22 protein-coding genes are annotated in these 22,375 nt (G+C 37.6%); 10 read left to right on the top strand and 12 right to left on the bottom strand.

The window, feature by feature from the left end; genetic code table 11:
- Window positions 1-108: 108 nt before the first annotated feature.
- Entirely contained in the window at window positions 109-1,461 is a 1,353-nt protein-coding gene (gene add / locus CH361_RS00435) for an adenosine deaminase (protein ID WP_100788869.1), read from the top strand.
- Entirely contained in the window at window positions 1,458-2,540 is a 1,083-nt protein-coding gene (locus tag CH361_RS19645) for a hypothetical protein (RefSeq protein WP_244279435.1), read from the top strand. Before add ends, CH361_RS19645 begins: the two co-directional genes overlap by 4 nt.
- A gap of 35 nt (window positions 2,541-2,575) precedes the next feature.
- On the opposite strand, the gene CH361_RS00425 is transcribed toward CH361_RS19645, so the two are convergent.
- The 5 genes from CH361_RS00425 to CH361_RS00405 form a co-directional block, all read right to left on the bottom strand.
- Window positions 2,576-3,091 carry a VOC family protein gene (locus tag CH361_RS00425; protein ID WP_100788868.1) on the bottom strand — a complete coding sequence of 172 codons (516 nt, stop codon included), beginning with the start codon at window positions 3,089-3,091 and terminating at the stop codon, window positions 2,576-2,578.
- Window positions 3,092-3,290: 199 nt separating this feature from the next.
- A complete protein-coding gene (locus CH361_RS00420; RefSeq protein WP_100788867.1) occupies window positions 3,291-3,650 on the bottom strand; it encodes a nuclear transport factor 2 family protein in 360 nt (119 codons plus the stop codon).
- A 32-nt stretch (window positions 3,651-3,682) separates the two neighbouring features.
- Complete coding sequence (locus CH361_RS00415; protein WP_100788866.1) at window positions 3,683-4,279, bottom strand: dihydrofolate reductase family protein; 597 nt, start codon at window positions 4,277-4,279, stop codon at window positions 3,683-3,685.
- Between the two features lie 70 nt (window positions 4,280-4,349).
- Window positions 4,350-5,210, bottom strand: a complete 861-nt coding sequence (locus tag CH361_RS00410) for a nucleotidyltransferase domain-containing protein (protein WP_100788865.1) — start codon at window positions 5,208-5,210, stop codon at window positions 4,350-4,352.
- 32 nt (window positions 5,211-5,242) lie between these two features.
- A complete protein-coding gene (locus CH361_RS00405; protein WP_100788864.1) occupies window positions 5,243-5,626 on the bottom strand; it encodes a hypothetical protein in 384 nt (127 codons plus the stop codon).
- A gap of 165 nt (window positions 5,627-5,791) precedes the next feature.
- Here CH361_RS00405 and ygiD point away from each other — a divergent pair, with 165 nt between their 5' ends.
- Together ygiD and CH361_RS00395 are read left to right on the top strand one after the other, a co-directional pair.
- The gene (gene ygiD / locus CH361_RS00400; protein WP_100788863.1) at window positions 5,792-6,625 is read left to right on the top strand and encodes a 4,5-DOPA-extradiol-dioxygenase; all 834 of its coding nucleotides are present in this window, start codon (window positions 5,792-5,794) and stop codon (window positions 6,623-6,625) included.
- Window positions 6,626-6,638: 13 nt separating this feature from the next.
- A complete protein-coding gene (locus tag CH361_RS00395) occupies window positions 6,639-7,295 on the top strand; it encodes an alpha/beta hydrolase (RefSeq protein WP_100788862.1) in 657 nt (218 codons plus the stop codon).
- Between the two features lie 382 nt (window positions 7,296-7,677).
- Here CH361_RS00395 and purB read toward each other — a convergent pair whose 3' ends face one another.
- A complete protein-coding gene (gene purB, locus CH361_RS00390) occupies window positions 7,678-8,982 on the bottom strand; it encodes an adenylosuccinate lyase (protein ID WP_100788861.1) in 1,305 nt (434 codons plus the stop codon).
- 108 nt (window positions 8,983-9,090) lie between these two features.
- Here purB and CH361_RS00385 point away from each other — a divergent pair, with 108 nt between their 5' ends.
- Window positions 9,091-9,858: a glucose 1-dehydrogenase gene (locus CH361_RS00385; RefSeq protein ID WP_002972927.1), complete on the top strand. Its 768-nt coding sequence runs from the start codon at window positions 9,091-9,093 to the stop codon at window positions 9,856-9,858.
- Here the strand turns inward: CH361_RS00385 and CH361_RS00380 are convergent.
- The 4 genes from CH361_RS00380 to CH361_RS00365 form a co-directional block, all read right to left on the bottom strand.
- Entirely contained in the window at window positions 9,845-11,809 is a 1,965-nt protein-coding gene (locus CH361_RS00380; RefSeq protein WP_100788860.1) for a M23 family metallopeptidase, read from the bottom strand. The two genes, CH361_RS00385 and CH361_RS00380, sit on opposite strands and share 14 nt — an antisense overlap.
- Window positions 11,810-11,899: 90 nt before the next feature.
- Entirely contained in the window at window positions 11,900-12,682 is a 783-nt protein-coding gene (locus CH361_RS00375; protein WP_100788859.1) for an enoyl-CoA hydratase/isomerase family protein, read from the bottom strand.
- 31 nt (window positions 12,683-12,713) lie between these two features.
- Entirely contained in the window at window positions 12,714-13,670 is a 957-nt protein-coding gene (locus CH361_RS00370; protein ID WP_100789393.1) for a response regulator, read from the bottom strand.
- A gap of 20 nt (window positions 13,671-13,690) precedes the next feature.
- Window positions 13,691-15,040, bottom strand: coding sequence for an EAL domain-containing protein (locus CH361_RS00365; RefSeq protein ID WP_100788858.1), 1,350 nt, complete (start codon window positions 15,038-15,040; stop codon window positions 13,691-13,693).
- 88 nt (window positions 15,041-15,128) lie between these two features.
- Here CH361_RS00365 and CH361_RS00360 point away from each other — a divergent pair, with 88 nt between their 5' ends.
- Window positions 15,129-15,374 carry a GlsB/YeaQ/YmgE family stress response membrane protein gene (locus tag CH361_RS00360; RefSeq protein WP_100788857.1) on the top strand — a complete coding sequence of 82 codons (246 nt, stop codon included), beginning with the start codon at window positions 15,129-15,131 and terminating at the stop codon, window positions 15,372-15,374.
- A gap of 102 nt (window positions 15,375-15,476) precedes the next feature.
- On the opposite strand, the gene CH361_RS00355 is transcribed toward CH361_RS00360, so the two are convergent.
- Window positions 15,477-16,220: a YebC/PmpR family DNA-binding transcriptional regulator gene (locus CH361_RS00355; RefSeq protein WP_100788856.1), complete on the bottom strand. Its 744-nt coding sequence runs from the start codon at window positions 16,218-16,220 to the stop codon at window positions 15,477-15,479.
- 123 nt (window positions 16,221-16,343) lie between these two features.
- Between CH361_RS00355 and CH361_RS00350 the strand changes: the two genes are divergently transcribed.
- The 4 genes from CH361_RS00350 to CH361_RS00335 are packed head-to-tail and all read left to right on the top strand — an operon-like array spanning window position 16,344 to window position 20,425.
- On the top strand, window positions 16,344-17,510 hold the full coding sequence (locus CH361_RS00350; protein ID WP_100788855.1) for an acyl-CoA dehydrogenase family protein: 1,167 nt from the start codon (window positions 16,344-16,346) through the stop codon (window positions 17,508-17,510).
- Between the two features lie 55 nt (window positions 17,511-17,565).
- On the top strand, window positions 17,566-18,135 hold the full coding sequence (locus CH361_RS00345; protein ID WP_100789392.1) for an anthranilate synthase component II: 570 nt from the start codon (window positions 17,566-17,568) through the stop codon (window positions 18,133-18,135).
- The gene (locus tag CH361_RS00340; RefSeq protein WP_100788854.1) at window positions 18,132-20,021 is read left to right on the top strand and encodes an ABC transporter ATP-binding protein; all 1,890 of its coding nucleotides are present in this window, start codon (window positions 18,132-18,134) and stop codon (window positions 20,019-20,021) included. The genes CH361_RS00345 and CH361_RS00340 overlap by 4 nt, the downstream gene beginning before the upstream one ends.
- A 2-nt stretch (window positions 20,022-20,023) precedes the next feature.
- Entirely contained in the window at window positions 20,024-20,425 is a 402-nt protein-coding gene (locus CH361_RS00335) for a response regulator (protein ID WP_100788853.1), read from the top strand.
- Here the strand turns inward: CH361_RS00335 and CH361_RS00330 are convergent.
- Window positions 20,412-22,289: a HEAT repeat domain-containing protein gene (locus CH361_RS00330; protein ID WP_208861371.1), complete on the bottom strand. Its 1,878-nt coding sequence runs from the start codon at window positions 22,287-22,289 to the stop codon at window positions 20,412-20,414. The two genes, CH361_RS00335 and CH361_RS00330, sit on opposite strands and share 14 nt — an antisense overlap.
- Window positions 22,290-22,375: the final 86 nt, after the last annotated feature.

The raw sequence follows: 22,375 nt of genomic DNA, 5'->3' as shown, positions 1-22,375 counted from the left end.
CCCAAACTTCCTATCGACGGGATTTTTGAAAGCTGAATAGGGATTTTCACCAAAGCCTTAAAAATCTACTTGTAGACCCTTACGAAATTTTGCATCCTTTCCTGGAACATGGAAGTTCCTTTTTCTGAGATTTTAAATCGTATCGCTGTCATTGATCGCGACATTGCAGAGCTCAATCGATTGAAGAGCCGTCTGCCAGCTGACAGACCGTACTCGCCCACCATCCAACTTACTTTTGATAAACAAATCAATACTCTGTTAAACGAGAGAGTTTCTCTCATGGAGTTGCCGATCCTACACCCGCCACTTTGGTTGCTTTCCAAAGACGGATTAGAACCGGCTACCGAAACCCCTCTTCTCAAAGAAAGGAAATCCTTACTCGCTGGGGATTTATCGGTCCCTCATCCCAATGAGCAAGATGTCATTAATTTCATTCGAGAAATTCCAAAAACAGAAGTACATTTACACTTAGAAGCCTGTGTGAATAAAGAAACTCTCAAATTTTTGTACAAAAAGAACGGAATCGAAGTTACAGATAAAGAATTTGAAGATAAATACAATTTTAAAGATCTAAATGGTTTCATTCAGGTGTTTTTCTTTGTGCAAGGAGCTGTTAAGGAAGCTTCGGATCTCGGATATTTTATCGATAGTTTAGCGGATTATTTACGATCGAATAATATCATTTATTGTGAAGCCTTCTTTGCTCCTTCAAAGTTCATTCAAAATGGATTGGATTTTGATGAAATGGTGGAAGTGATGGTAAATCGAATTCGCCAAATTGAAGTTAAAGATGGAATTACTATCCGATTGTTAGTGGATGTATCTCGTTCCTTCGGCCCTGAGAATGCAATGAACAATCTCAAACGAGTTTTGGGATTAAAACATAAAGAAGTGATTGGGATTGGACTTGGTGGTGCTGAACTTATGGGCCCTGCAAAGGATTATTCTGAAGTTTTCAAAGTAGCACGAGAGTCTGGTTTAAGATGTGTAGCTCACTCTGGAGAAGATGATGGTCCTTGGGCCATTTGGGATGCGGTAAATCTTTGTAAGGCGGAAAGGATCGGTCACGGAACTTCTGCAATTCAAGATCCAGAACTTGTTCGTTACATGAAAGAAAACAGAATCCCAATTGAGATTTGTGTGACTTCGAATGTCTTTACAGGAAAGTATGTTCGCAAAGAACAAAACCATCCTGTGCGTTATTATTATGACCAAGGTCTCATGTTATGTATCAACACAGATGATCCTGATATTTTTAACGTGAATCTTACTTATGAATTCTTTAAACTCTATCGCTTTTTGGATTTTTCAATTGATGAGATCATTGATTTGGTAAGACAAGGTGTGCTTTGTACCTTTCATCCAGAAAAAGATTCTTTATGGAAGGCGATGGAAGAAAAAATCGATTTAATCAAATTAAAATATAACTTGGTTCCTGAAAAACAAGTAGCTGCTGTTTGAGAATTCGGTCTCATAAGTTTACAGTATCGTTAAAAATATTTTTTTCTTATATAACTATATTTTTGTTTTTCTTTCCTTTGTATTCGCAAACAGAGCAAGGAGAATCAGTTATTGTATCTGAAAAAGAAACTTCTTTAAAACCAGAACAAAATAAAAGAAAAATATTCAGTTGGTATAACGATCCAACAGGTCCAAGGTATTTTTCGATCAATCCTGGAGTTCAATTTCTAAGTTCTTCTTTAACGATCACAAGTCCATATGGTAAAGCATCAATGGCTGAAGAAAGAAATTCAGTTGATGAGAATACTAGTTTTTTGTATGATTTAAAGTCAAAAGAATGGCAGTTAGGCGAATATTGGGGTTTATTTATACTAAATAGAAATGCAAAGTTTCGGAATAGTAGACAAGTCATTCAACTTACCCCAGCGACTGAATCTAATGATGGTAGAGAAAATGTAGATTTAAAAACACAAACATTTGGTACTTATTCAATGCTTTTGCCTGTTTTATATTTAGGAAAGGAAGGAAATGATCGATTTCGCATAGGATTAGGAATGGGTATTGGAAGAGTCAATGTTCAAGGAACAGCAGATTTTAATGATGGTCTGGGATTATTTGCCAATTCTGTCGCTTTCAATTCTGGCAGAACCTTAGATGATCGAATCGATAATTTAGGTAGATATTCGCTGTTAACATCTGGAAATATTGACGGAGATCCTTATAGGGCTTATCTATTATCTAATCTTTCGGCCGGGAATAATTTAGAATTGTTAGGGGCTTATTCACTTTTAAAAGGAGATCTTTCTACAGGTTCCGTTGAACCCCTTAGTTATTTGATCTATGCTGCTGCTACCAATGGCCAGTTGAATGCACTTGAAATTTATGCGTTATCAAGTTTAGGCAAAGGAAGGATCAATTCTAAAACAAATTTAGCTAAAAGTTATTACTTTTTTTGGGAACTTCCTATAGGCCCTGTAACTTGGCGTTTGGGATTTGGTGGCCCATTTTATACCCAAAATCAATTTACTATTGAGATCCGGGGGTTTGAAATGTCTCTTTATACCCCCGTTGAATTTTAATTTAATAACTAAGCACTTTCGTTATATTTGGTTTTTTAACTTACTGCTTCTTTTAACGTTGCTATGTCTATTTTTTTCATTTTTAACATAGCATCTGTTGCACGTTTTGCTTTTTCTGGATCTTTATGTGAAATTAACTCTAAGAGAATTTTTGGTGTCACTTGCCAAAACATTCCGAATTGATCCTGAACCCAACCACACATCAGTTCTTTACCACCATTTGCCAAAAGACCGTTCCAGTAATAATCGACTTCTTTTTGAGTATCTACACTGATCATAAAGGAAACACCCCAAGTGAATTGGAATTCGGGTCCTCCGTTATAAGCAGAAAATTTCTGACCATTCAAAATGAACTGTCCTTGCATTGGGCTTGCAGTAATAATTTTGGATTTTTTGAAAATGGATACATAGAACTTTGCAACTTCTTCGATGTTTGCATTGAACATGAGAAATGGTGTGATGCTGTGGGAAGGGCTAGCTCGATAATCTAACTTTGGCTGATTGGATTTTGGCTTTGTTTTATTACTTTTCTTTTTCTTTGGTGCTGCCATGAGGATCTCCTGATGATTGAATTTGTTCGAATGAGTTTTGCAAAGAAATTTTACGATCCACTGAGTCAAAAACAGAAATATTCAAATGCATTGGGATAATCTTTCAAGTTTTTATTTCAATTTAGGAAGAATAATTAAAATTATTTATTGATAGATTTATAATTTATTAAAAAATTCTAACCTAGAATTTTTCAGCGGACTAAAACTTTGGTTCACCAATTAGAAACCAGGCATTCATTATCCTAACATCCTTGATTTCATAAATTGCTAACACATCTATTGTTCCTTTTCCTTCGGGAAAATTTCTTGTTACAACTTCTTGGTCTACAATTTTTCCATTAAAGGAAGTCCTTGATATCAAATTAGCAAAAAGGTCGGGTTCTTGAAATCGAACTAGGTGTCTTTCTTTAATTTGTTCGATACCTTCCGCTAACAATATATCTGGATGTAAAAATATTTTCGCATTTGTATCCCAACATTTTAAGAATAAATCAATGTCTTTGTTATTATAAGCTTTTAATTGAGTATCAATTAAATCTAAATTTGTTTCTTCATCCATGTGATTTTGTTTCGTATTTTACTTCAGACTTTTTAGAAACTTCCTGTCTGAATTTCTCCGGCACGTTTGTAATTTGCGATTATGATCCCCGTTTGCGAAATTTGGCTTTCAATCAGTTTGAAAGCAGCGGGGATGGTTCCCTCCATAAATAATTTTTTGCCGCTACCTAGTGTGATAGGATAAATCTTTAACCAGAACTCATCTATTAAATCATTTTGCATCAAAGTTTGTACAAGGTTGGCACTTCCATAAACATGTAAATTTGGACCATCTTCCAATTTAAGTTTTTGGATTTTCTCTACTATGTTTCCATTAAGAAATACAGAGGGTTTCCATGAGTGAGATGTGATTGTATTAGAAGCAACATACTTAGTGACTGACATGACTTTCGGCCAAATCTCCGAATGTTCTGGCCAGTATGGTGCCCAGATCTCAAAAGTTTTTCTACCCAGTAACAAATCAAACGACATATTCATTTGCTTTTCCATAACTTTGCCGATTAAATCATCAGAATAAGGAACTTGCCAGCCACCATAAACAAAACCGCCGCTCGTATCTTCTGTTGGCCCACCGCCAGCTTGTATCACTCCATCAAGAGTAAGAAATTCGAGTACAATTAATTTTCTCATGTAATGCTCCTTATCAATGATTTAAAATTCAGAGAATTTAATAAAAGTTAAATGTATAAATTTAAATGATTTAGAGTTTGAAATAAGGGTGGTAAGAATCCTTTGCAAATGATACGGTTTCTTCAAATAATTGTCTGAGTTCATTAGTCTTTGAAACTATATTTTGCTTATCTAGATTTACGATAACTTCAATTCGACTTTCTAGTTTTTCTGGTAATTTTGGTGCTCTTTTTAGAACTTCCATGGATTTTTTGTCTCCAATTGAATATAGTTCATTTATTGCGAGTAAGGCTTCTATTATGTTTTTCAGGGCTCTTGAAAAACATCCAACTGTATTATAAAAATCGAATTTCTTTGCAAACTTGTCTGCTTGCCAGAGCGTAAATTCAGCAGACCACAACGACTGTTGTGTAATGGTTTGTTTTAGTTTTTCTGGATACTGCTTAACTTCTTTTTTTAGATTTTGAATTATATTTTCTGGATCGAACAGTGGTACGCAATAGTATGTTTCAGCGAGATAGATTGTGGATGAAAATCCGTAAGGCGGTTGTTGTTCGAAATCATTTATATAAATCCCCTCTTTAGATTTTTCTATAGTGGACTTAACTTGTTCAATATTTCGATAAACAAAATCGACTTCCCCTGATTTTGTTTCTATCCATGCTCCTCCGTTTACCCAAGCACCCCATTGATAAAAGCTTGTGACTGTTGTTTCATCGCCAGAATTGTATTTATCAGCTATAGATTTTATACTTTCGATAGAAAATGGAGAAGATTCATGATAGTAAATTCCAATATCTAAATCAGAATTTTCATTAGCCATTCCCGTGGAATAGGAACCTCCCAGTACAATGGCTGTTACATTGTTTATTGATTTTAAATCGTTTACAATGCGATTAAGAGTTTCTTGTTTATCCTCTGAAATTTTCATTCAGCTGTTTTAATTTAGTATTTGGATTTTATTCATTTAATTTTTCGCTCAAGGATACTTCCCATCGCAATTGCAAAAAATAATAAAGAGAAATAACGAAATCCAATTTGGATAAAATATAGATCGATTGGCATTTTGGACATAGGGAGTAGAATTAAAATATCAAGGATCCAGTTGAAAGAAATCCAAGATAACCCAACGATAAATCCTTCTTTAAAAAATTGAGAATCAATATGTAAAAAATATTTATAAAGTAGAAAACAGCCGCTGAGTGATCCTACGACAACCATGATTGTTTTAAAAAGAAAGAGATCAATTTGTAGGGTGCCCTCTTTCGAGAAAAAGAAAATCGAAATGACAAAGGGAAGAAACCAACTTAAAAAACCATACCCTAAATTCCGTCGAATCGCTTTCATACACCTGATCCTTTCAATAAATGTTAGGACATTTGGTCAGAAATCCAATAGTAGGAAAAGAATAATTTTCCTTTTAGGCACTTAAGAATAGATTGACAATAAATAGTTTGATATTAAACTATCTAAATAGAGGTGCTGGAGACTCAAAAATCTCCAAAGAAATATATGAACCAATCAGCAACCCATGAAAATCTCGATTTTTTTCAAACTTCAGAAACGATGCCTTCCTATTTTTTGGGACATGGAAGTCCAATGAACGCCATTGAAGAAAATGAGTTTGTCGATGGTTTGCGTGCTCTTGGTAAAACCATTCCGAAACCAAAGGCAATTCTATGTATTTCTGCCCATTGGGTAACCGATGGGACTTTTGTCACAGCGATGGATCATCCACCAACCATCCATGATTTTGGTGGATTTCCGAAGGCATTGTTTGATGTACAATATCCAGCTCCGGGCAGTCCTGACCTCGCCAAATTAGTACAATCAATTGTGAAATCCCAGGATGTAAAACTAGATTATGAATGGGGTTTGGATCATGGCGCTTGGAGTGTCATCAAACATATTTATCCTAAAGCAGATGTACCTGTCGTTCAGTTGAGTATGGATTACAAGACGCCGCCAGAAAAACATTTTCAGTTAGCAAAGGAACTGGCTCCACTTCGAAACAAAGGGATACTGATCATCGCGAGTGGAAATATTGTGCATAATTTGCGTATGGTGGCTTGGGAAAGATTGAATGAAGTATATGGATTTGATTGGGCACTTGATGTGAATCAAAAAGTAAAGGACTGGATTACTAAAGAAGATAACGATTCATTAATTCAAATTCGAAATCATGGCAAAGAATTTGAATGGGCCATTCCTACTGCAGAACATTATTTACCGCTGCTTTATACCTTAGGAACGAAATTGGATACAGATGCGGTTTCATTTTTTAACGACAAACCAGTAGCGGGTGCCTTAACAATGACTTCCGTAAAATTGGAATCAAAACAATAGAGATAAAATTAAAATGGAAAAGCCATTAGAGTATTTAGTCCGCAAACCAAAAGTTTCTATAGAAAACCCACCACTTTTACTTTTATTACATGGGGTGGGTAGTAACGAAGAAGATTTGTTTTCCTTATCCAATTACCTTCCTGAATCCTTACTTGTTGTTTCTGTAAGAGGTCCTTTGATTTTAGGAACAGGGAGTTACGGATGGTATGAAGTATTATTTACGACAGGCCAACCTAAGATTAATTTAGAACAAGAAGCCGAAAGTAGAAAACTCTTACTTCAGTTTTTGGAATATCTAAAAACAAATTATCAATTTGATGAATCCAATGTTTGGATTGGTGGCTTTAGTCAAGGTGCTATCATGTCTTATTCGATTGGTTTACTCCACCCTGATAAAGTGAAAGGGATCATTGCACTCAGCGGACGATTGTTAGAAGAAAACAAAACGCAAGTAAAGGTCTCAGAAAAAGTTCTGGGTAAAAAAATATTTATTTCTCATGGTACTAATGACCGCGTGTTGCCTATAAATTATGCGAGATCAGTAAAGGAATATTTAGAATCGATAGGAGTTCATCCTCATTACCAAGAGTACGAAGAAGGCCATAGCATCAATCGTGAGATGTTAAAAGATTTGATAGAATGGTTGGATGCGGAATTGGGAAATCATTAGGAGAGATGGCAAAAGAGTAGACCGCAAATATACGAAATACAGAGATAATCCGTCAGGGGTTATATTCGTATTGCGTATATTTACAAACTCAAAGTAGGAGAAGACTCATCAATATTTCTAAAACTTATTGATGTGGTTCAAAAAGATTTGAGGGAGTTACTTGCATTGCATTTATCTCGCTACTTTCCGCTAAATAAACGCAAGTTGCCACGGTTAAATAGTGTTGAAGTGTATGCTATTTGCCGAGCGTATATCACGCAGAGATTTAAAAGCTAAGCGAATTAGCGAAACATCTTTCTTTAGAAAAAACAATCCAGAACCAGACTAAACTAATTCTAGATTGTTTTTGAATCAATTCCTGGATCTAAAATCTGTGAATAAACTAATCGATAATCCCCAATCGTTTGAAGATGAGCGGAATCCGCTCTAGATAAGGTTTGATTTGGAAAATTTCATCTAAATCACTCTCTTTCAGAATCGCAGAACACCTTGGATCTTGTTTCAAAAGGTCACGAAGATTTTTGGATTGGTCTCCCCAAACTGCCATGGCATTTTCTTGCACAATCAGGTAAGCATCTTCTCTCGTAATCCCACCCTTTTCGATAAGCCATAACAATACTTTTTGGGAAAAAATAAGTCCGCGCGTTACGTTTAATGTACGTTCGGTGGCATCTGGATAAACATGAAGTCCTTTTAAGACAAAGTTCATTTTTTCTAGAATATAATCGAGGGCAATGGTGGAATCGGGAAGTACAATTCGTTCGGCAGAAGAGTGAGAAATATCTCTTTCATGCCAAAGTCCCACGTTTTGTAATCCAACATTGACGTTGGAACGAATGACTCTGGAGATTCCAGAAATTCTTTCGCAAACTACCGGATTTCGTTTGTGAGGCATTGCCGAGGATCCTTTTTGACCTTTTGCAAATGGTTCTTCTACTTCGCGACCTTCTGTTTTTTGCAAAAGTCGGATTTCTGTTGCCATTCGATCCAAACTGGCGGCGACCACGCCAAGAACCGACATATAAAAAGCATGACGATCACGTGAGATCACTTGTGTGGCAATTGGATCCACAGTTAGTCCAAGTTTGGCTAAAACATATTCTTCGATTTCTAAATCAATATTGGAATAAGTTCCTACGGCTCCAGACAATTTACCTACGGCAACTTGAGCACGAGCATCTTTCATCCGTTCTAAGTTTCGAGTCATCTCTGCATAGAAGAGGGCAAACTTTAAACCTAAAGTCATTGGTTCTGCATGGATACCATGAGAACGTCCTATACAAGGAAGGTCTTTGTACTCTTTTGCTTTTTCTTTTGTCGTTTGCAAAAGGGTTTCGGTTCTTTGGATGAGGAGATCCATTGCTTGTACCATTTGTACACAAAGTGCTGTATCTCCTACGTCACTCGAAGTCAGTCCAAAGTGAACATGACGGCCTGCTGGTCCAATATAGGAATTTAGGTTAGTCAAATAGGCAATAACATCATGGTGAACCTTCGATTCAATTTCTAGAATTTCATCTACATTGAATTTTGCTTTCTGTTTGATGGTTTCGAGGTCTTCTTTGGGAACTTCTCCGCGATTGGCACGAGCTTCGCAGGCATAAATTTCAATATCTGTCCAAATCTTAAATTTGTTCTCTAATTCCCAGATGGCAGAAATCTCTGGGTGGCTGTATCGATCGATCATAAGGGCAGTCTTTCATTAGAAACTTCTGTTTCAACTGGGAATTTTACGATTGCCGAACGATGTTCTAAATTCAAGTTTAGAATCTAGTAATAAATCCTAGGGGGGCATATGTCCAAAGAATTCGAAGGAAAAGTAGCACTGGTAACAGGAGCTGCCTCTCCCATTGGTTTGGGAAGAGCAATCGCAAACCGTATCGCATCGCATGGTGCAAGTTTGGTGCTTGTTGACTTGAATCAGGAAAAAATTGAAGAAGCTGCAAGAGAAGTGGAAGCAAAATTTGGTGTTAAGGCAATTGGTGTTGCTTGTAACGTAACAAAACCTGAAGATTGTGATGCTGCCATCAGCAAAACAAAAGAAGCGTTTGGAAAATTAGACTTTCTTGTAAACAACGCAGGGGTTTTGAAAGACAACCTTCTCATCCGTATGTCTGAACAAGAATACGATTTCGTAATGGATGTGAATTGTAAGGGAGTTTTCCTTATGACTAAATCTGCAAGTAAACTCATTCTTAAATCCGACTCTGGTAGAATTGTAAATATCTCTTCAGTTTCTGGACTTACTGGACAACCTGGCCAAGCAAACTACTCCACTTCTAAAGCTGGTGTGATTGCTTTAACAAAAGTTTCCGCTCGTGAATTTTCTGGAAGAAACGTTCTTGTGAATGCAGTTTGCCCTGGATACGTTCAAACAGAAATGACAGGAACTCTTTCGAAAGAAGTGCAAGACAAGTTAACAGATCCTTCTGTGATCCCACTCAAACGACCGGGAAAACAAGAAGAGATTGCATCGGCAGTTAAGTTTTTCTTAAGCAACGATGCATCTTACATTACTGGAACTTACCTCCGTGTAGACGGTGGTGCTGCTATCGGGATGTAGATTTTTTATCCTTTGCCTTGGGTGCGATTGTAATTGGTTTAACCGCCTTTTGCACCTTAGGCGAAGATGGTTTGGTTTTTGTTTCTTTTGTATTTTTTTTATCTTTTGCAGTATCTATGTTTTGATTTTCTATAGTTGGTTTTTTCTTTTCTTCTATGACCGGTGGTGTTTGGATTTCATAATCGTAACGAACGGTTGAGCTCCAATTTCCTGCAAAATCCCTAACACTTGCAAGCACGGTATGTTTTCCCGGTTCGTATAAAATCTCTGGTTCAAAAATTTCCAATCGGCCATCTTTTGGAAAATATTCAGCCTTTCCCGGAATTCCATCCACGGTGATATCAAATCCATCTGGCATAATTCCTGATCCCACATCAACGGCTTTTAAATACAAAGCAAAGTCTTCTCTTGGATAAACAGTTTTGTTCATTAACTCATGTAAGTAAATTGCTGGAGGAGTTTGGTCTGATAAGACAACAAAAAGTCCTGTTTTACGAAGTCTCACTTTGAAAAACTGACCCCAGGAACTAAAAGAAGATCCATTCACTTTTTTTACATTCCCATCGGCTAACACTTCATATAAGTCTGCCGAATTAATATCTTTCGTTTTAGGAACTTTTACATAAAGATCATAACCTAAATTAAAATCTTTAAAATCAGGACCGATTTTGTATACACTGGATAGTTGGTTTAAACCTTTCGTATTAATTTGAATTTGTTCTTGGGCTTCGATTTCAAAAAAAGCTTTAGAATACACGGCATTTACAGGGAAAAATAATTCTACTTTTGTATCTTTAGATTTAAATGTAGTGTAACGATCATAGTAAACATTGTATTTCCACTCTTTGGTAACGATATGGCTGTAATCACCTTGGTCTTTTAGAATATAAAAAGATGCAAAAGACATTTGTCCGCCCATTCCTGTGGCGCGGATGGTAATTTCTTTTGGCTCACCCAGACGCATTTGTTCGCTATCAAGAAGACCTTGTTCTCGACCATTACTTCTCATACCGAGTAAATCATTCCCATCACGAGTATGTAGATAATAGGAAAATGGATTTCCATTTGGTTTACTTACGGAACTATCATAAAGTAAAACATTTTTACGAGTATGTTCTTTTAAAATCTTTGAAAGTTGAAAACCTTGTAGAATGTTTTCACCAATTAACATATCTAAGGTGAATATTCCTAAACGATTATTATTGGATTTTTGGTGGATGGCAACTTGTATTCCTACTTTCCCTTGGATGAATAAAGTTGGAGATTCGGATAATTCAAATCGATTTCCACTAGTTTCGTAGAATGGAATTTCTACCGTTTCGTTTCGGCCATTGATAAAAGTACGAGGTGTTTGTGGAGTGATTCGTATCGTATTGAACACAATCGGTTCTGCCACATTATATCCCAAACCATAATGCATGGGATTATAATATACGTTATCCTTAAATAGTTCAAAATGAAGGTGAGGAGGACCAACTCCTGTATCACCAGAGAATGCAATGGTTTCTCCCGCTTCTACTTCAACGGCTTCTGGAAGTGCAATGTCAAAGTCGGTTCTGTCTTTGTAACGTTTGGCTTGTTTTGATTTTAAGATTTGTTTGATGATTTTTTGTGAAAATTTATGTAAGTGACCGTAACGAGAAGTCATTCCATCATCATGTTGTAGAAATAACGCATAACCAATGCTAGTCCATCTTCTTTGGACTCGTATTACTTTTCCTTTAGCTACTGCAAGGATAGGAATACCGATTCTTCCACCAGTCGAAAAATCTTGTCCCATATGGAAATGACCCGTTCGAAATTCTCCAAAAGCACCAGTAATGGAATCATATCCTTTTACTGGCCAAAGGTAAGGGTTCTTTAAAACAAAACCAGGTGGGAAATCAGAGACAGATATTGCAGAGATAGGATAAAAAAAGAAGATAAGTACTAATACGAACGAACGCAACATCTGATTTCACTATAATTTTCGGCGCTTATGGTGAAAAGACTTATAAGAATCGAGGGGTTCTTGTAAATTTCCCCTCGATTGTACGAGATTTTATTTAAAAACGGGTCTGCGTTTTTCCTTGAGAGCCGTCATTGCTTCGAGTAAATTATCAACAACACCAGGTTGTTCAAAGGATTTAATCGTATCTTTTTTGTACTGTTCTAAATTTGCGAGTAGTGCTCCGTTTAGTGTATTCTTAGTAGAGCGATAGGCAGCAGAAGGAACTTTAGAAAGCGTTTCTAATTTCTTGAGAGCAATCTTTCTTATGTCTTCTGGTGTGGGAGCAATTTCATCAATCAGTCCAATTTTTTTGGCTTCCGCACCTTTGTAGGTAGTTCCTTCCAAACATACCTCTGCCCAATATCTTGGATCCACGCACATACGAATGCGATCAATAAAACTTCCTGGAAGTGGAAGTCCTACGTTTACTTCTGTAAATCCAATCCTTCCTTTTCCATCGAGCATATATTTAAAATCGGATGCCACAGTGATGACGGCACCACCACCCATTGCATGTCCAGTAACTTCGGTAATCAAAGGTTTATCAAACTTAACAAGTTCACCAAAAAGGACAACGATTCCACCTACTTCATCAATGAGTTTGTCTCTACTTGTTGAGAGTAGGTTTTCTGCATCGAGTCCATTACAAAAAAACTTCGGATTGTCAGTTGTTAATATAACTCCTCGTTTTGTATTGTCGGCTTTGATTTCATTTAAGATCTCACCGAGGTCTTTCATGTTTTGACCTGTTAATGAGTTTTGATCATTCATTTGAAAGCGAATGATTTCGCCTTTGCCGTTGGGAATGTCGATGACTTCGCGTTTGTAATTCATTGGTTACTCTTTTGTGATTAGATTTGAAAATTTATGATTGAGGAGGATTTTCTGATGAATCCGTCTTCGTTGGTGTTTCTGAAGAAACATTAGAAGTGTTTGGATCTTCTGGTAATGTTGGAAGTGCAGCACCACCCAAGGGAATTTCTATCTTAACTTCACCTAAATTTGTAGGAGGAGGTGGCGGACTTTCTTTTCCGCTTTCTTTTGCATATTTTTCTTTTTTCTCTTTTTTACGTTGTTCTTCTACTTTTTGTTCTTCCAGTTTTATATATTCATCAAATTCGTTGGGTGCCATAAACACTAACATTTTTTCATCGTCTGATGCATGTTCAATGAATGCTCCCATGTGGCGACCAGCAATAAACACAACTTTTTCATGGCCTACAAATAATTTCAAAACTCGTTCAAATACTTCTACTTCTTCTTTGCCAAGTTCCGGTACTACGCGAACATCAAAACAAATCCATTCAGTCAGAATGGATTTCAAAAAATTAGGAGTGAATATTTTTTTGAATTCAGGAAATACATATCTTTTGAGATTGGCCCGACATTGAAACAACACCCGTCCATGACCTCGGTCCACAACAATGAAAGACATATTGTCTCTTGTTTTTGAAGACTCGCTGAATTTATATTCTTCAATATGGGAATGGATTCGATCAAGTAGTGGTTGTTTCGCCAAAGGTTTTATCATATAATCGGTAAAACCAAGGGCTTTTTGGTTTGCAATGAAGTTAGTATCTTCTTTCGGAATCATTGCGAGGATTGGAATATTATGTGTAATTACATCTCGACGTAGTTCCAAAACAAATTCTAATTCTTTTTTATCCTTAAAGGTCAATCCCATAAGAATGATGTCTGGGTTAGCGGATTTTACATACTCCTGGACTGTTTGAGAAAATTTTGTTATGACAACTCGTTGGCGTAAACCAAGGAAGATGTTTTCTAAATCCTGTGCGGAGTTTAGATCGTTTTCTATCGCCATGATAAAATGCATAATTAATTTTAAATTAAACCCGCCTCTGATGCAACTCGAAACAAATTCCCAACTTTCTTTTGTTTTTCTGACAAAATTTTATCTGTCAATACTTCTTTCACAACATCTTCATGAATGGAATGAAGAAGGTCAAAATCTCTTTTATAATCGGATACTGTCATTTTTCCAAAAAGGATATTGGCTTGGAATTGATAAATTTGGTGTTCCATTAGAAATCGTAAAGTATCGTAATCTTCTACAGCTTCTGCGGTAATCACGGCCTCTCTGTTGTCAGCAAGACGTTTGCAATAATCAATAAATGCTAAGTTGTCCAAAAATTTAATTTGGTCTTCTTCGATTTTAAATTTAAAACTGATTGGATCCAATTTAAATTCTTTGATCATAATCCCAAGATCCAAAACAATTTGGTGAGACTGGCTTTTAACACCGAAGTCATCTGCGGCAAAACTCATTCCGTGAGAATAGAATGCATGGCAGACATCCTTTAAAGGAAAATGTGAATCATCATAAGGTTTTTCTACGAGTTCAAATCTTATGTTTTCAGGAAGTAAATCTTTGTTTTGGATGAGTCGTTGTAACCTGTCCACACGATCAATATGGGAAAAGGTATCAATCAACGATTGAGGAGAAATATTAAACTTTAATAATCCTGGTGCGCTTTCGCAGGCAATGATTAGTTTTTCCAAAATTAAAAGTTCGATACGATTTAGATCTTGGTCAGATGGTATGTCATTGATTAGATCTTTATAACCAATGTAAGCGCCACCACCAAGAAATACTTCCCCACCTTTTACTGAATATGTTTTGTCTTTCGGATTAAAAATAACAGTCGGTTGGATCATGGCTTCATGAACCGATCCAGAAATATATGTGTTGGCTTTGTTGTAGTAAGTCCAACTCCAACGAACTAAGTTATCATTAAGATTTTTTTCTGATGATTTAAAAAGTTCGTTATAAATCTCTTCACTGTCGGAAATAAAATTGGACTGGGTTCTAGAAACTCCGAAATGAAAGGAAACAGTTTTATTTTGTAAACATTGTTGTTGGAATTTACCAACGGAATTTTCGATATTGGGAAATCGTTCGATATCCCATTCAAAAAGTGGAGAAATTCCCATCAGTAAAATATCTTGTTTTTCTATGTAATGAAAACCGAAAGATATGTCTTCTAAATCCAAACAGGAATAAAACTCGGTTCGCAGTAGATCTAGGAAATCAGTCAGCTCGGTGCCGGCAATATTTTCGAAACGAATGAGGAAAAGAGGTTTCCCTTGGTTTTCTTGGATGAAATATTTTTTGAACACATCCAAGTCCTTCATACCAAAATAATAGGGACCAGTTAAAAGTTGATTTTTCAAATGTAGCCTTCGTATATGAATTGATTCTCTAACGACTTCTTGTAAATTTATGAGAATTCAAAGGAAAAGGCAACAAGGATAGTAACTTATGTTTAGTTTTATTTGGTTTTTACTGATTGGTCTTGCGGCAGGTTGGCTTGCAGGTCGTATTTTGCGTGGAAGAGGATTTGGCCTGATTGCCAACTTGGTGATCGGTGTGGTGGGATCCTTTTTGGGTGGGATTGTATTTGGACTTTTGGGTTTTCGTTCTTACGGACTAATCGCAGAACTCATTGTTGCCGTGATCGGAGCGATTTTGCTTATCTTCATCGCAGGGATCATTAAAAAAAGATAAATCTATCGATTGTGATTTTCTGTAAGAATCTACATTACAGAAAATCACCTTCAAAGTGAAAACAGGGAGACATAAATCATTCCTGTTTTGTCAGACAGGGAATTAGTCGAGCTCAACTCCATCACCTAACTCAAAGTTGGAACTGACACCTTGCACATCGTCATTCGCTTCCAAGTTATCAATTAACTTCATGATTTTTTCGGCAGTTTCCTTATCATTTACTTCCACAGTAGTCATCGGGACATATTTAATTTCGGATTCTTCCATATTCAGTCCCTTTGAAGAAAGCGCTGATTGCACCGCTTCATATTCTGCAGGAGCAGTGAGAACTGTATACATTCCATCATTGACTTGGATGTCTTCGGCACCGGCGCCCAGTGCTAAATCAAACAAAGCTTCTTCTGAAATTTGATCAGCTTTTAGAGTGAGTTGGCCTTTTCTTTCGAAAAGTCGAGACACAGCACCTGCATTGGCGAGGGAACCACCAAGTTTTGTTAGAATGCTTTTAATTTCTGGGGTTGTACGAGATTTTTTATCAGTGAGGACATCCACCATAACCGCAACACCACCAGGTGCGTAACATTCGTACAGACACTCTTCGTAGACCATACCTTCCAAACCACCGGTACCCTTTTTGATGGCACGTTCGATATTGTCTTTAGGCATGTTGGCTGCTTTTGCTTTTGTGACAGCGAGGCGAAGTCTTGGATTTGCTTCTTGGTCTCCACCACCATCTTTGGCTGCTACGGAAATTTCTTTGGCAATCCTTGTGAAGATGGCGCCTCTTTTGGCGTCAATGGCTCCCTTTTTTCTTCGAATCGTCGCCCATTTCGAGTGTCCTGACATTGTTGTCTCCCAAGGCTAGGTTTTTGGGTTCAAAAGATTTTTCAACAGATTTAAGTCACCCTAGTTTCTTGACTCAGAGAGAAAATTCCAAAGTACTGTAAAAAAACCTCAATAAGGCACACTATGATCGACTTTTCTATCACCGATGAACAAAAAGCCCTCCGCGATTTAGCTAAAGATTTCGCCAAAAATGAAATGATTCCCAAAGCGGAACACCATGACCACACAGGTGAATATCCGAAAGAAATTTTAAAGAAAGCTTTTGACGTAGGTCTTATGAATATGCACATCCCGGCAGAATATGGCGGGGCAGGCCTTGGTGTCCTAGACGAACTCATTGCCTCTGAAGAGTTGTTTTATGGTTGTTCGGGAATGGCCACTGCCATCCTAGCAAACAACCTTGCATTAGCACCTGTACTACTCGGTGCTGATGACTACGTAATGAAAAAATTCATCCAACCAATGACAGAAACTTTCACATTGGCAGCTTACGCGGTAACGGAACCAGGTGCAGGTTCTGACGTAGCTGGAATTCGAACCACAGCAAAACGAGTTGGTGATGAATACATCATCAATGGATCCAAAATGTGGATCACTAACGCAGGTCATGCGGATTGGTTTTTTGTTTTAGCAAAGACAGATCCAAATGCTGGTCATAAAGGTATGACTGGATTCATCGTAGATGCAAAATCCCCTGGAATCATCATCGGTAAAAAAGAAAAGAATATGGGACAACGTTGTTCCGACACTCGTGGTGTTACTTTTGAAGATGTAAAAGTTCCTAAAGAAAACATGATCGGAAAAGAGGGAGAAGGTTTTAAAATTGCAATGGGTGCTTTTGATAAAACTCGCCCAGCAGTTGCCATTGGTGCTGTGGGTGTCGCTCGTGCAGCCCTTGACCATTCCATCCGTTATGCGAACACTCGTAATGCGTTTGGAAAACCAATTTCTGTAAACCAAGGTGTGAGTTTTTTAATCGCAGAAATGGCTCGTGACATCGAAGCAGGAAGACTACTTTGTTGGCAGTCTGCTTGGCTTATCGATAATGGATTTAGAAATACATACCAAGCATCGATTGCAAAAGTATTTTGTGCTGATATGGCAATGCGTGTGACAACCGATGCAGTTCAAATTTTTGGCGGTTACGGATTCAACGAAGAATACCCTGTAGAAAAATTGATGCGTGATGCAAAGATTTTCCAAATCTACGAAGGTACTTCACAAATCCAACGTGTGATCATTTCCAAATTTCTCAATGACGGGGTTGGGATCGAAACTCCTAACGCTTAAGATTGGATTTACGGACAGGTGGATCATTTGATGGTTTCACTTGTCCTCTCCTAGTATGTTCCTTCTCATCGACAATTACGACTCGTTTACTTATATTCTGTACCAATACCTGAACCAAATCATACCAACAACAGTCATCCGGCATAATGAAGATCTGCCAGCGGACTTATATGAAAAATACAAAGCGGTTATTTTGTCTCCCGGTCCGGGCCTTCCTAAAACTTCTGGAAAACTCCTTTCACATTTACAATCGGTATACCAATCTTTACCAGTTTTAGGAATTTGTCTCGGCCATCAGGCCATTGCAGAAGTTGCTGGTGCGAGTTTGGAACAAACACCAGAGATCTTTCACGGGCGCCCTTCTGAGATCCAACATAATGGGATGGGTCTTTTTAAAAACATTCCTAATGGATTTTTAGCCAATCGATATCATTCTTGGGCCGTATCAAAAGTTTCTTTGCCGCAGGAATTGGAAGTGACAGCTGAAACAAAAGATGGGGTGATCATGGGAATCCGTCACAGAAAATGGAATAAGGTTTTTGGGGTGCAGTTTCATCCTGAATCCATCCTTACAGAACATGGGGAAACCTTACTTCGTAACTTCTATGAGGAAGTCATTACATGAAATATTTTTTACGACTCCTGTCTTATTCTGTGCATTACCGAGAACGATTTGTTTTGGGTTTGGTATTTGCACTACTAACAGCTGTCCTCAATGGTATTTCTCTTACTGCGCTCATTCCGCTTTTTGATTCCTTAGGTGGTGATAAAAACAATCGTTTTCATTTGGATTTGACCCTTCCTGAAAAAACGATTTTAGTCCAAGAAGTTCTTTTAGGTGAAGAAAGTTTGGATGGTTTGGAACGCCTGAAACGCCTCATCATCTCTGCAAAACTCCAAATCAACCAATTCACAGAAGATATGGAACCGAAGGAAGTGGTCTGGGCTGTTTGTATTGCTGTTTTTCCGCTCTATCTTTTGAAACTCGGAACTTATCTTTTATCTGTCTTTTGTATTGCGACGGCCGGTTATAAAGCCGTAAGAGATATTCGCCAGGAGTTATTCCAAAAAGTACAAAGGCTTCCTTTAACTTATTTTTATAAAGAAAAAACAGGACTCATTATGAGTCGTGTGATTAACGATGCCGAAATTGTTGCGGCCGTCATTTCGAGTAACCTCCGTGATGCGGTAATAAATTTCTTTTATGTTGTGACTCACTTAATGATTCTCATTTATCTCAATTCTGAATTATTACTTTTGGCTTGCCTTACCATTCCTGTTGTCATTTTACCAGTAACACTTTTTACGCGAAAAATTTCATCTTCTACGGCTCGGTTTCAGGAGAAACTTGCAGATCTAAACAGTCATATCCAAGAATTCATTTCTGGGATTAAAGTCATTCGTACGTTCCGCCAAGAGAAACAAGATCTTAAAAAATTTGATCATATCAATTATAGGGTATATCGTCGTACTTTTAAGGGACAGTTTTACCTACAAATGGCCCCAAGCCTTGTGGAACTTACTTCTTCCATTGTGGTGCTTGGATACTTTGCAATGGGTGCTAAGTTCATTTATTCGGGTACGTTTACACAAGGGGAGTTTATGGCCTTTCTCCTCACCTTGTTATTTTTACTTCGTCCTCTTACCCAACTTTCACAGATGGTAGGAAAAATCACTCAAGCCAATTCGGCAGGGAAACGAATTTTTGAAATCATCGATCGTGATTCAGAAGTAGTGGAACATGGAGATGAAACTGTTCTCGAGAAAATCGAGAAGGGAATTCAATTTGATGACATTCATTTTTCTTATCCAGGAACCAACCAAGAAGTTCTCAAAGGAATCAACTTAGACATCAAACTTGGTGAAACTTATGCCTTTGTTGGTACCAGTGGATCCGGTAAATCGACTCTTATGGATTTAATTCCTAGGTTCTTTGACCCTACTGCTGGAAAGATTCGCATTGATGGAACTGATATTCGTAACTACTCACTCAACTCCCTTCGTAAAAAAATTGGAATTGTCACTCAGGAAATTTTTCTATTTCACGGAACGATTGCAGATAACATTGCTTATGGGACTGGTGCTGCAACACGGAAAGAAGTGGTTCGTGCGGCTCGTCTTGCCAATGCTCACGACTTCATTACCAATATGGAAAATGGATATGATACCGTTATTGGTGTTCGTGGACTGGACCTCAGTGGGGGACAAAGGCAACGACTTGTGATTGCTCGTGCTTTATTACGAAATGCGGAGATTATGATTCTGGATGAGGCAACGAGTGCTCTGGATGCAGAATCGGAAAGACTTGTAAGTCGCGCTTTGGAACGACTTTTTAAAAATAGAACTACCTTTATCATTGCCCATCGACTCTCTACAGTGCGCCGAGTGAAAAACATTGTGGTGATTGAAGAAGGGGAAATCAAAGAACAAGGGGATCATGATTCTCTTCTTCTTCAAAACGGAATTTATAAAAAATTATACGAAAGTCAGTTTGCCGATGCGGAGATCTAAATATGAAAAGAGTTTTAATTGTTGATGATAATGATCGTTATGCGAATAATTTAAAATCATATTTTGACTCTAAAAATATCCCGTCCGACCGGGCTATCGATGCTAAAGAAGGACTTGTCCTTTTTTCTAAAAATCCAAATTACGATATGATTGTTTCAGATGTGACCATGGAAACTCAGACCTCTGGGCTTTGGATGATGCGTAAAATTTATAAAGCAGGTTACAAAGGGATTCTTGTGATTGCTTCTACTGGATTTGATGTATTGGGAGTGATGCCCTTTTCTTCTCTATTTTTACCTTGGTTTTGTGGACTTCACTGGATGATTCCGAAAGTCCCACTCAAACAAGGAACGGTGGAGTGGGTCCCCACCGCTCTTTCAAAAGGAAAATCTAATCCTTTTTAGGAACTTTAATCTCTTCGATAGGATCAAAGAGATTGTTGTGTTTTCCTTTTTTGAGATTGGAATACTTTCCTGATTTTCCATCACTTCCAAGTGATTTCACCTCAATGATGTCTAATTTTGGATAGAATACCCAACCTGTTACAAAAGCAGATTGAGCACCAGGGAGGGTAGATTCCATTTTTACTTGGATGTATTTATCCGTAAGGATATCATCACCAATTCGAACTGCAAATTCCTTTTTGGTTTCGGAAAGGACAAACCCAATCTCTTTATTTTTGATATAAGATACCGGTCTAGAACGTTCATTCGGTTCTGCTCGAAGATAATCATCCTCAATCAGAATGATAGCATACTTTCCGAATGCTTTGCGTCGTAATAAAGATTCACCAATCCGTTTGTTTATTTTTTCGTCGGTTTGAGATTCGTTCAATCGAATGAGGGCAAAGGTTGCGGATAAAGATGGATTTTTGCTAATTTCATCAATGGTCCTCAGAGCAAGATTTGGTTCTTCTGTTACAAATTTTTCTAAAATACGCAAACTTTCGCGACTTCCGTGAATGGCAAGGGCTTCAAGTGTAGCTTCTTTAATCTCTTGTTCGTTTGATTTTAAAAATTTATCAAACACTTCCACATCAGCATCTAATTTATGATAAGCGAGTCCACGTAGAGCTCCCGAAACAATGACAACATATTCAGAAGCAAGCCCTGTGGTGAGAATCATTTCTCGTCCGGCAGGATCTTTTGTTTTTCCAAGACCTTCATAACTCACAGCAATTACTTCCGGATCTTCTGCTTTAGTTCCTGCAATAAAGTAGGAAAGAGAACGTTTGTCTCCAATATCAGATAATGCTTTATAGGCTGCGGGTCTTACTTGGTATCCATCTTTATCAATGGCATTTTGTAAACTCACACGACCTGCTTTCAATCGACCAAGAGCGAGAGCAGCTGCGGAACGTACACGGGGAATTGGATGAGTGGCTAATATCTTTTCTAAATTTTGAGGTCTTCTGTAGTATTCCCATTGAAAAACTTGAACAAGTCCGTTACGAATTTGGTCCGTATATTCCCTGTCTTTTTTTTCTTCATCAGAGAGAACTTCTTCCTCTTCCTTTTTTACCAGTTCATTGATTTGTTCAGTGGCTTTTACTTTTCCCGTAACTTTTGTTTTGCGATTGAGACGTTTGATGGAAATTTTAGAGCTATTTTCTTCTTTTTTAAGAATGATTTTTTCTGGTTTTTTCTTTGTTTCCACTTCTGGAATAATGATGGGATCTTCTACGACAGGTTTGATTTCTGCATCCGCAATGTCTTTCCCTTGGTTGTAGTTATTGGAATCAGACCGGATATTACGGATGGCATTTTGAATTCCTATGGCTTTGGGACTATATTGTTTTAAGGAATCTAAAATATTTCCTAATGCATAAGTGACACGACCAATGGCAGGACCATCAAAGTCATTCGGTGTGCTATCAATCAAATCTTGGTTGGTTTGGAGAAGGCCAGGAAGTTTGGTTACAACCTGTGGGAGATCTTCTTCTAAATAAGCGGCAGCTTGCATTTCTTGGTTGGCTGGTTCTCCAACTGTTTTTTTGCTATCAGCTCGAAGGGCAACATTTTCGCCAAATTCTAAAAGGGCAATTGCCTTATGTGCCTCTTGAATGAATTCATCATACTTGCGATTGTTTGTTACCGGAATCAATACTTCCTTAGTTTTATGAGGATCTAAATCGGTTCCTTGGTATTCTTTATACTTTGGTGAAACGTCTGTTAATTGGTATGGTCTTGAACTGGAACAACCTATCAACAGAACAAGGACCACCCATAAACTGCTCTTCCAAATTATGTCTTGACCCTTTTGAAACATCTGATAGCCTACTTCCATACTTTGAATATCGGATACGTACTATAAGTAAAATTAGCGGCAATCTCGCTGGTCTCAAGCCAAACCAG

It is taken from the genome of Leptospira brenneri, from assembly GCF_002812125.1.
Taxonomy (GTDB): domain Bacteria; phylum Spirochaetota; class Leptospiria; order Leptospirales; family Leptospiraceae; genus Leptospira_A; species Leptospira_A brenneri.
Note: the sequence above shows the minus strand (reverse complement) of the source record. Positions and strands in the feature narration are given on the sequence as shown.

What these genes read in the sequence shown, in the direction of transcription:
- CH361_RS00340 (WP_100788854.1), top strand. Translation starts at nt 18,132, where the DNA reads ATGAAATATTTTTTACGACTCCTGTCTTATTCTGTGCATTACCGAGAA.
- CH361_RS00330 (WP_208861371.1), bottom strand. Translation starts at nt 22,289, where the DNA reads ATGTTTCAAAAGGGTCAAGACATAATTTGGAAGAGCAGTTTATGGGTG.
- CH361_RS00410 (WP_100788865.1), bottom strand. Translation starts at nt 5,210, where the DNA reads ATGAAAATTTCAGAGGATAAACAAGAAACTCTTAATCGCATTGTAAAC.
- add (WP_100788869.1), top strand. Translation starts at nt 109, where the DNA reads ATGGAAGTTCCTTTTTCTGAGATTTTAAATCGTATCGCTGTCATTGAT.
- CH361_RS00405 (WP_100788864.1), bottom strand. Translation starts at nt 5,626, where the DNA reads ATGAAAGCGATTCGACGGAATTTAGGGTATGGTTTTTTAAGTTGGTTT.
- CH361_RS00420 (WP_100788867.1), bottom strand. Translation starts at nt 3,650, where the DNA reads ATGGATGAAGAAACAAATTTAGATTTAATTGATACTCAATTAAAAGCT.
- CH361_RS00380 (WP_100788860.1), bottom strand. Translation starts at nt 11,809, where the DNA reads ATGTTGCGTTCGTTCGTATTAGTACTTATCTTCTTTTTTTATCCTATC.
- CH361_RS00355 (WP_100788856.1), bottom strand. Translation starts at nt 16,220, where the DNA reads ATGTCAGGACACTCGAAATGGGCGACGATTCGAAGAAAAAAGGGAGCC.
- CH361_RS00345 (WP_100789392.1), top strand. Translation starts at nt 17,566, where the DNA reads ATGTTCCTTCTCATCGACAATTACGACTCGTTTACTTATATTCTGTAC.
- CH361_RS00425 (WP_100788868.1), bottom strand. Translation starts at nt 3,091, where the DNA reads ATGGCAGCACCAAAGAAAAAGAAAAGTAATAAAACAAAGCCAAAATCC.
- ygiD (WP_100788863.1), top strand. Translation starts at nt 5,792, where the DNA reads ATGAACCAATCAGCAACCCATGAAAATCTCGATTTTTTTCAAACTTCA.
- CH361_RS00370 (WP_100789393.1), bottom strand. Translation starts at nt 13,670, where the DNA reads ATGGCGATAGAAAACGATCTAAACTCCGCACAGGATTTAGAAAACATC.
- CH361_RS00360 (WP_100788857.1), top strand. Translation starts at nt 15,129, where the DNA reads ATGTTTAGTTTTATTTGGTTTTTACTGATTGGTCTTGCGGCAGGTTGG.
- purB (WP_100788861.1), bottom strand. Translation starts at nt 8,982, where the DNA reads ATGATCGATCGATACAGCCACCCAGAGATTTCTGCCATCTGGGAATTA.
- CH361_RS00335 (WP_100788853.1), top strand. Translation starts at nt 20,024, where the DNA reads ATGAAAAGAGTTTTAATTGTTGATGATAATGATCGTTATGCGAATAAT.
- CH361_RS00385 (WP_002972927.1), top strand. Translation starts at nt 9,091, where the DNA reads ATGTCCAAAGAATTCGAAGGAAAAGTAGCACTGGTAACAGGAGCTGCC.
- CH361_RS00375 (WP_100788859.1), bottom strand. Translation starts at nt 12,682, where the DNA reads ATGAATTACAAACGCGAAGTCATCGACATTCCCAACGGCAAAGGCGAA.
- CH361_RS00415 (WP_100788866.1), bottom strand. Translation starts at nt 4,279, where the DNA reads ATGAGAAAATTAATTGTACTCGAATTTCTTACTCTTGATGGAGTGATA.
- CH361_RS00350 (WP_100788855.1), top strand. Translation starts at nt 16,344, where the DNA reads ATGATCGACTTTTCTATCACCGATGAACAAAAAGCCCTCCGCGATTTA.
- CH361_RS00395 (WP_100788862.1), top strand. Translation starts at nt 6,639, where the DNA reads ATGGAAAAGCCATTAGAGTATTTAGTCCGCAAACCAAAAGTTTCTATA.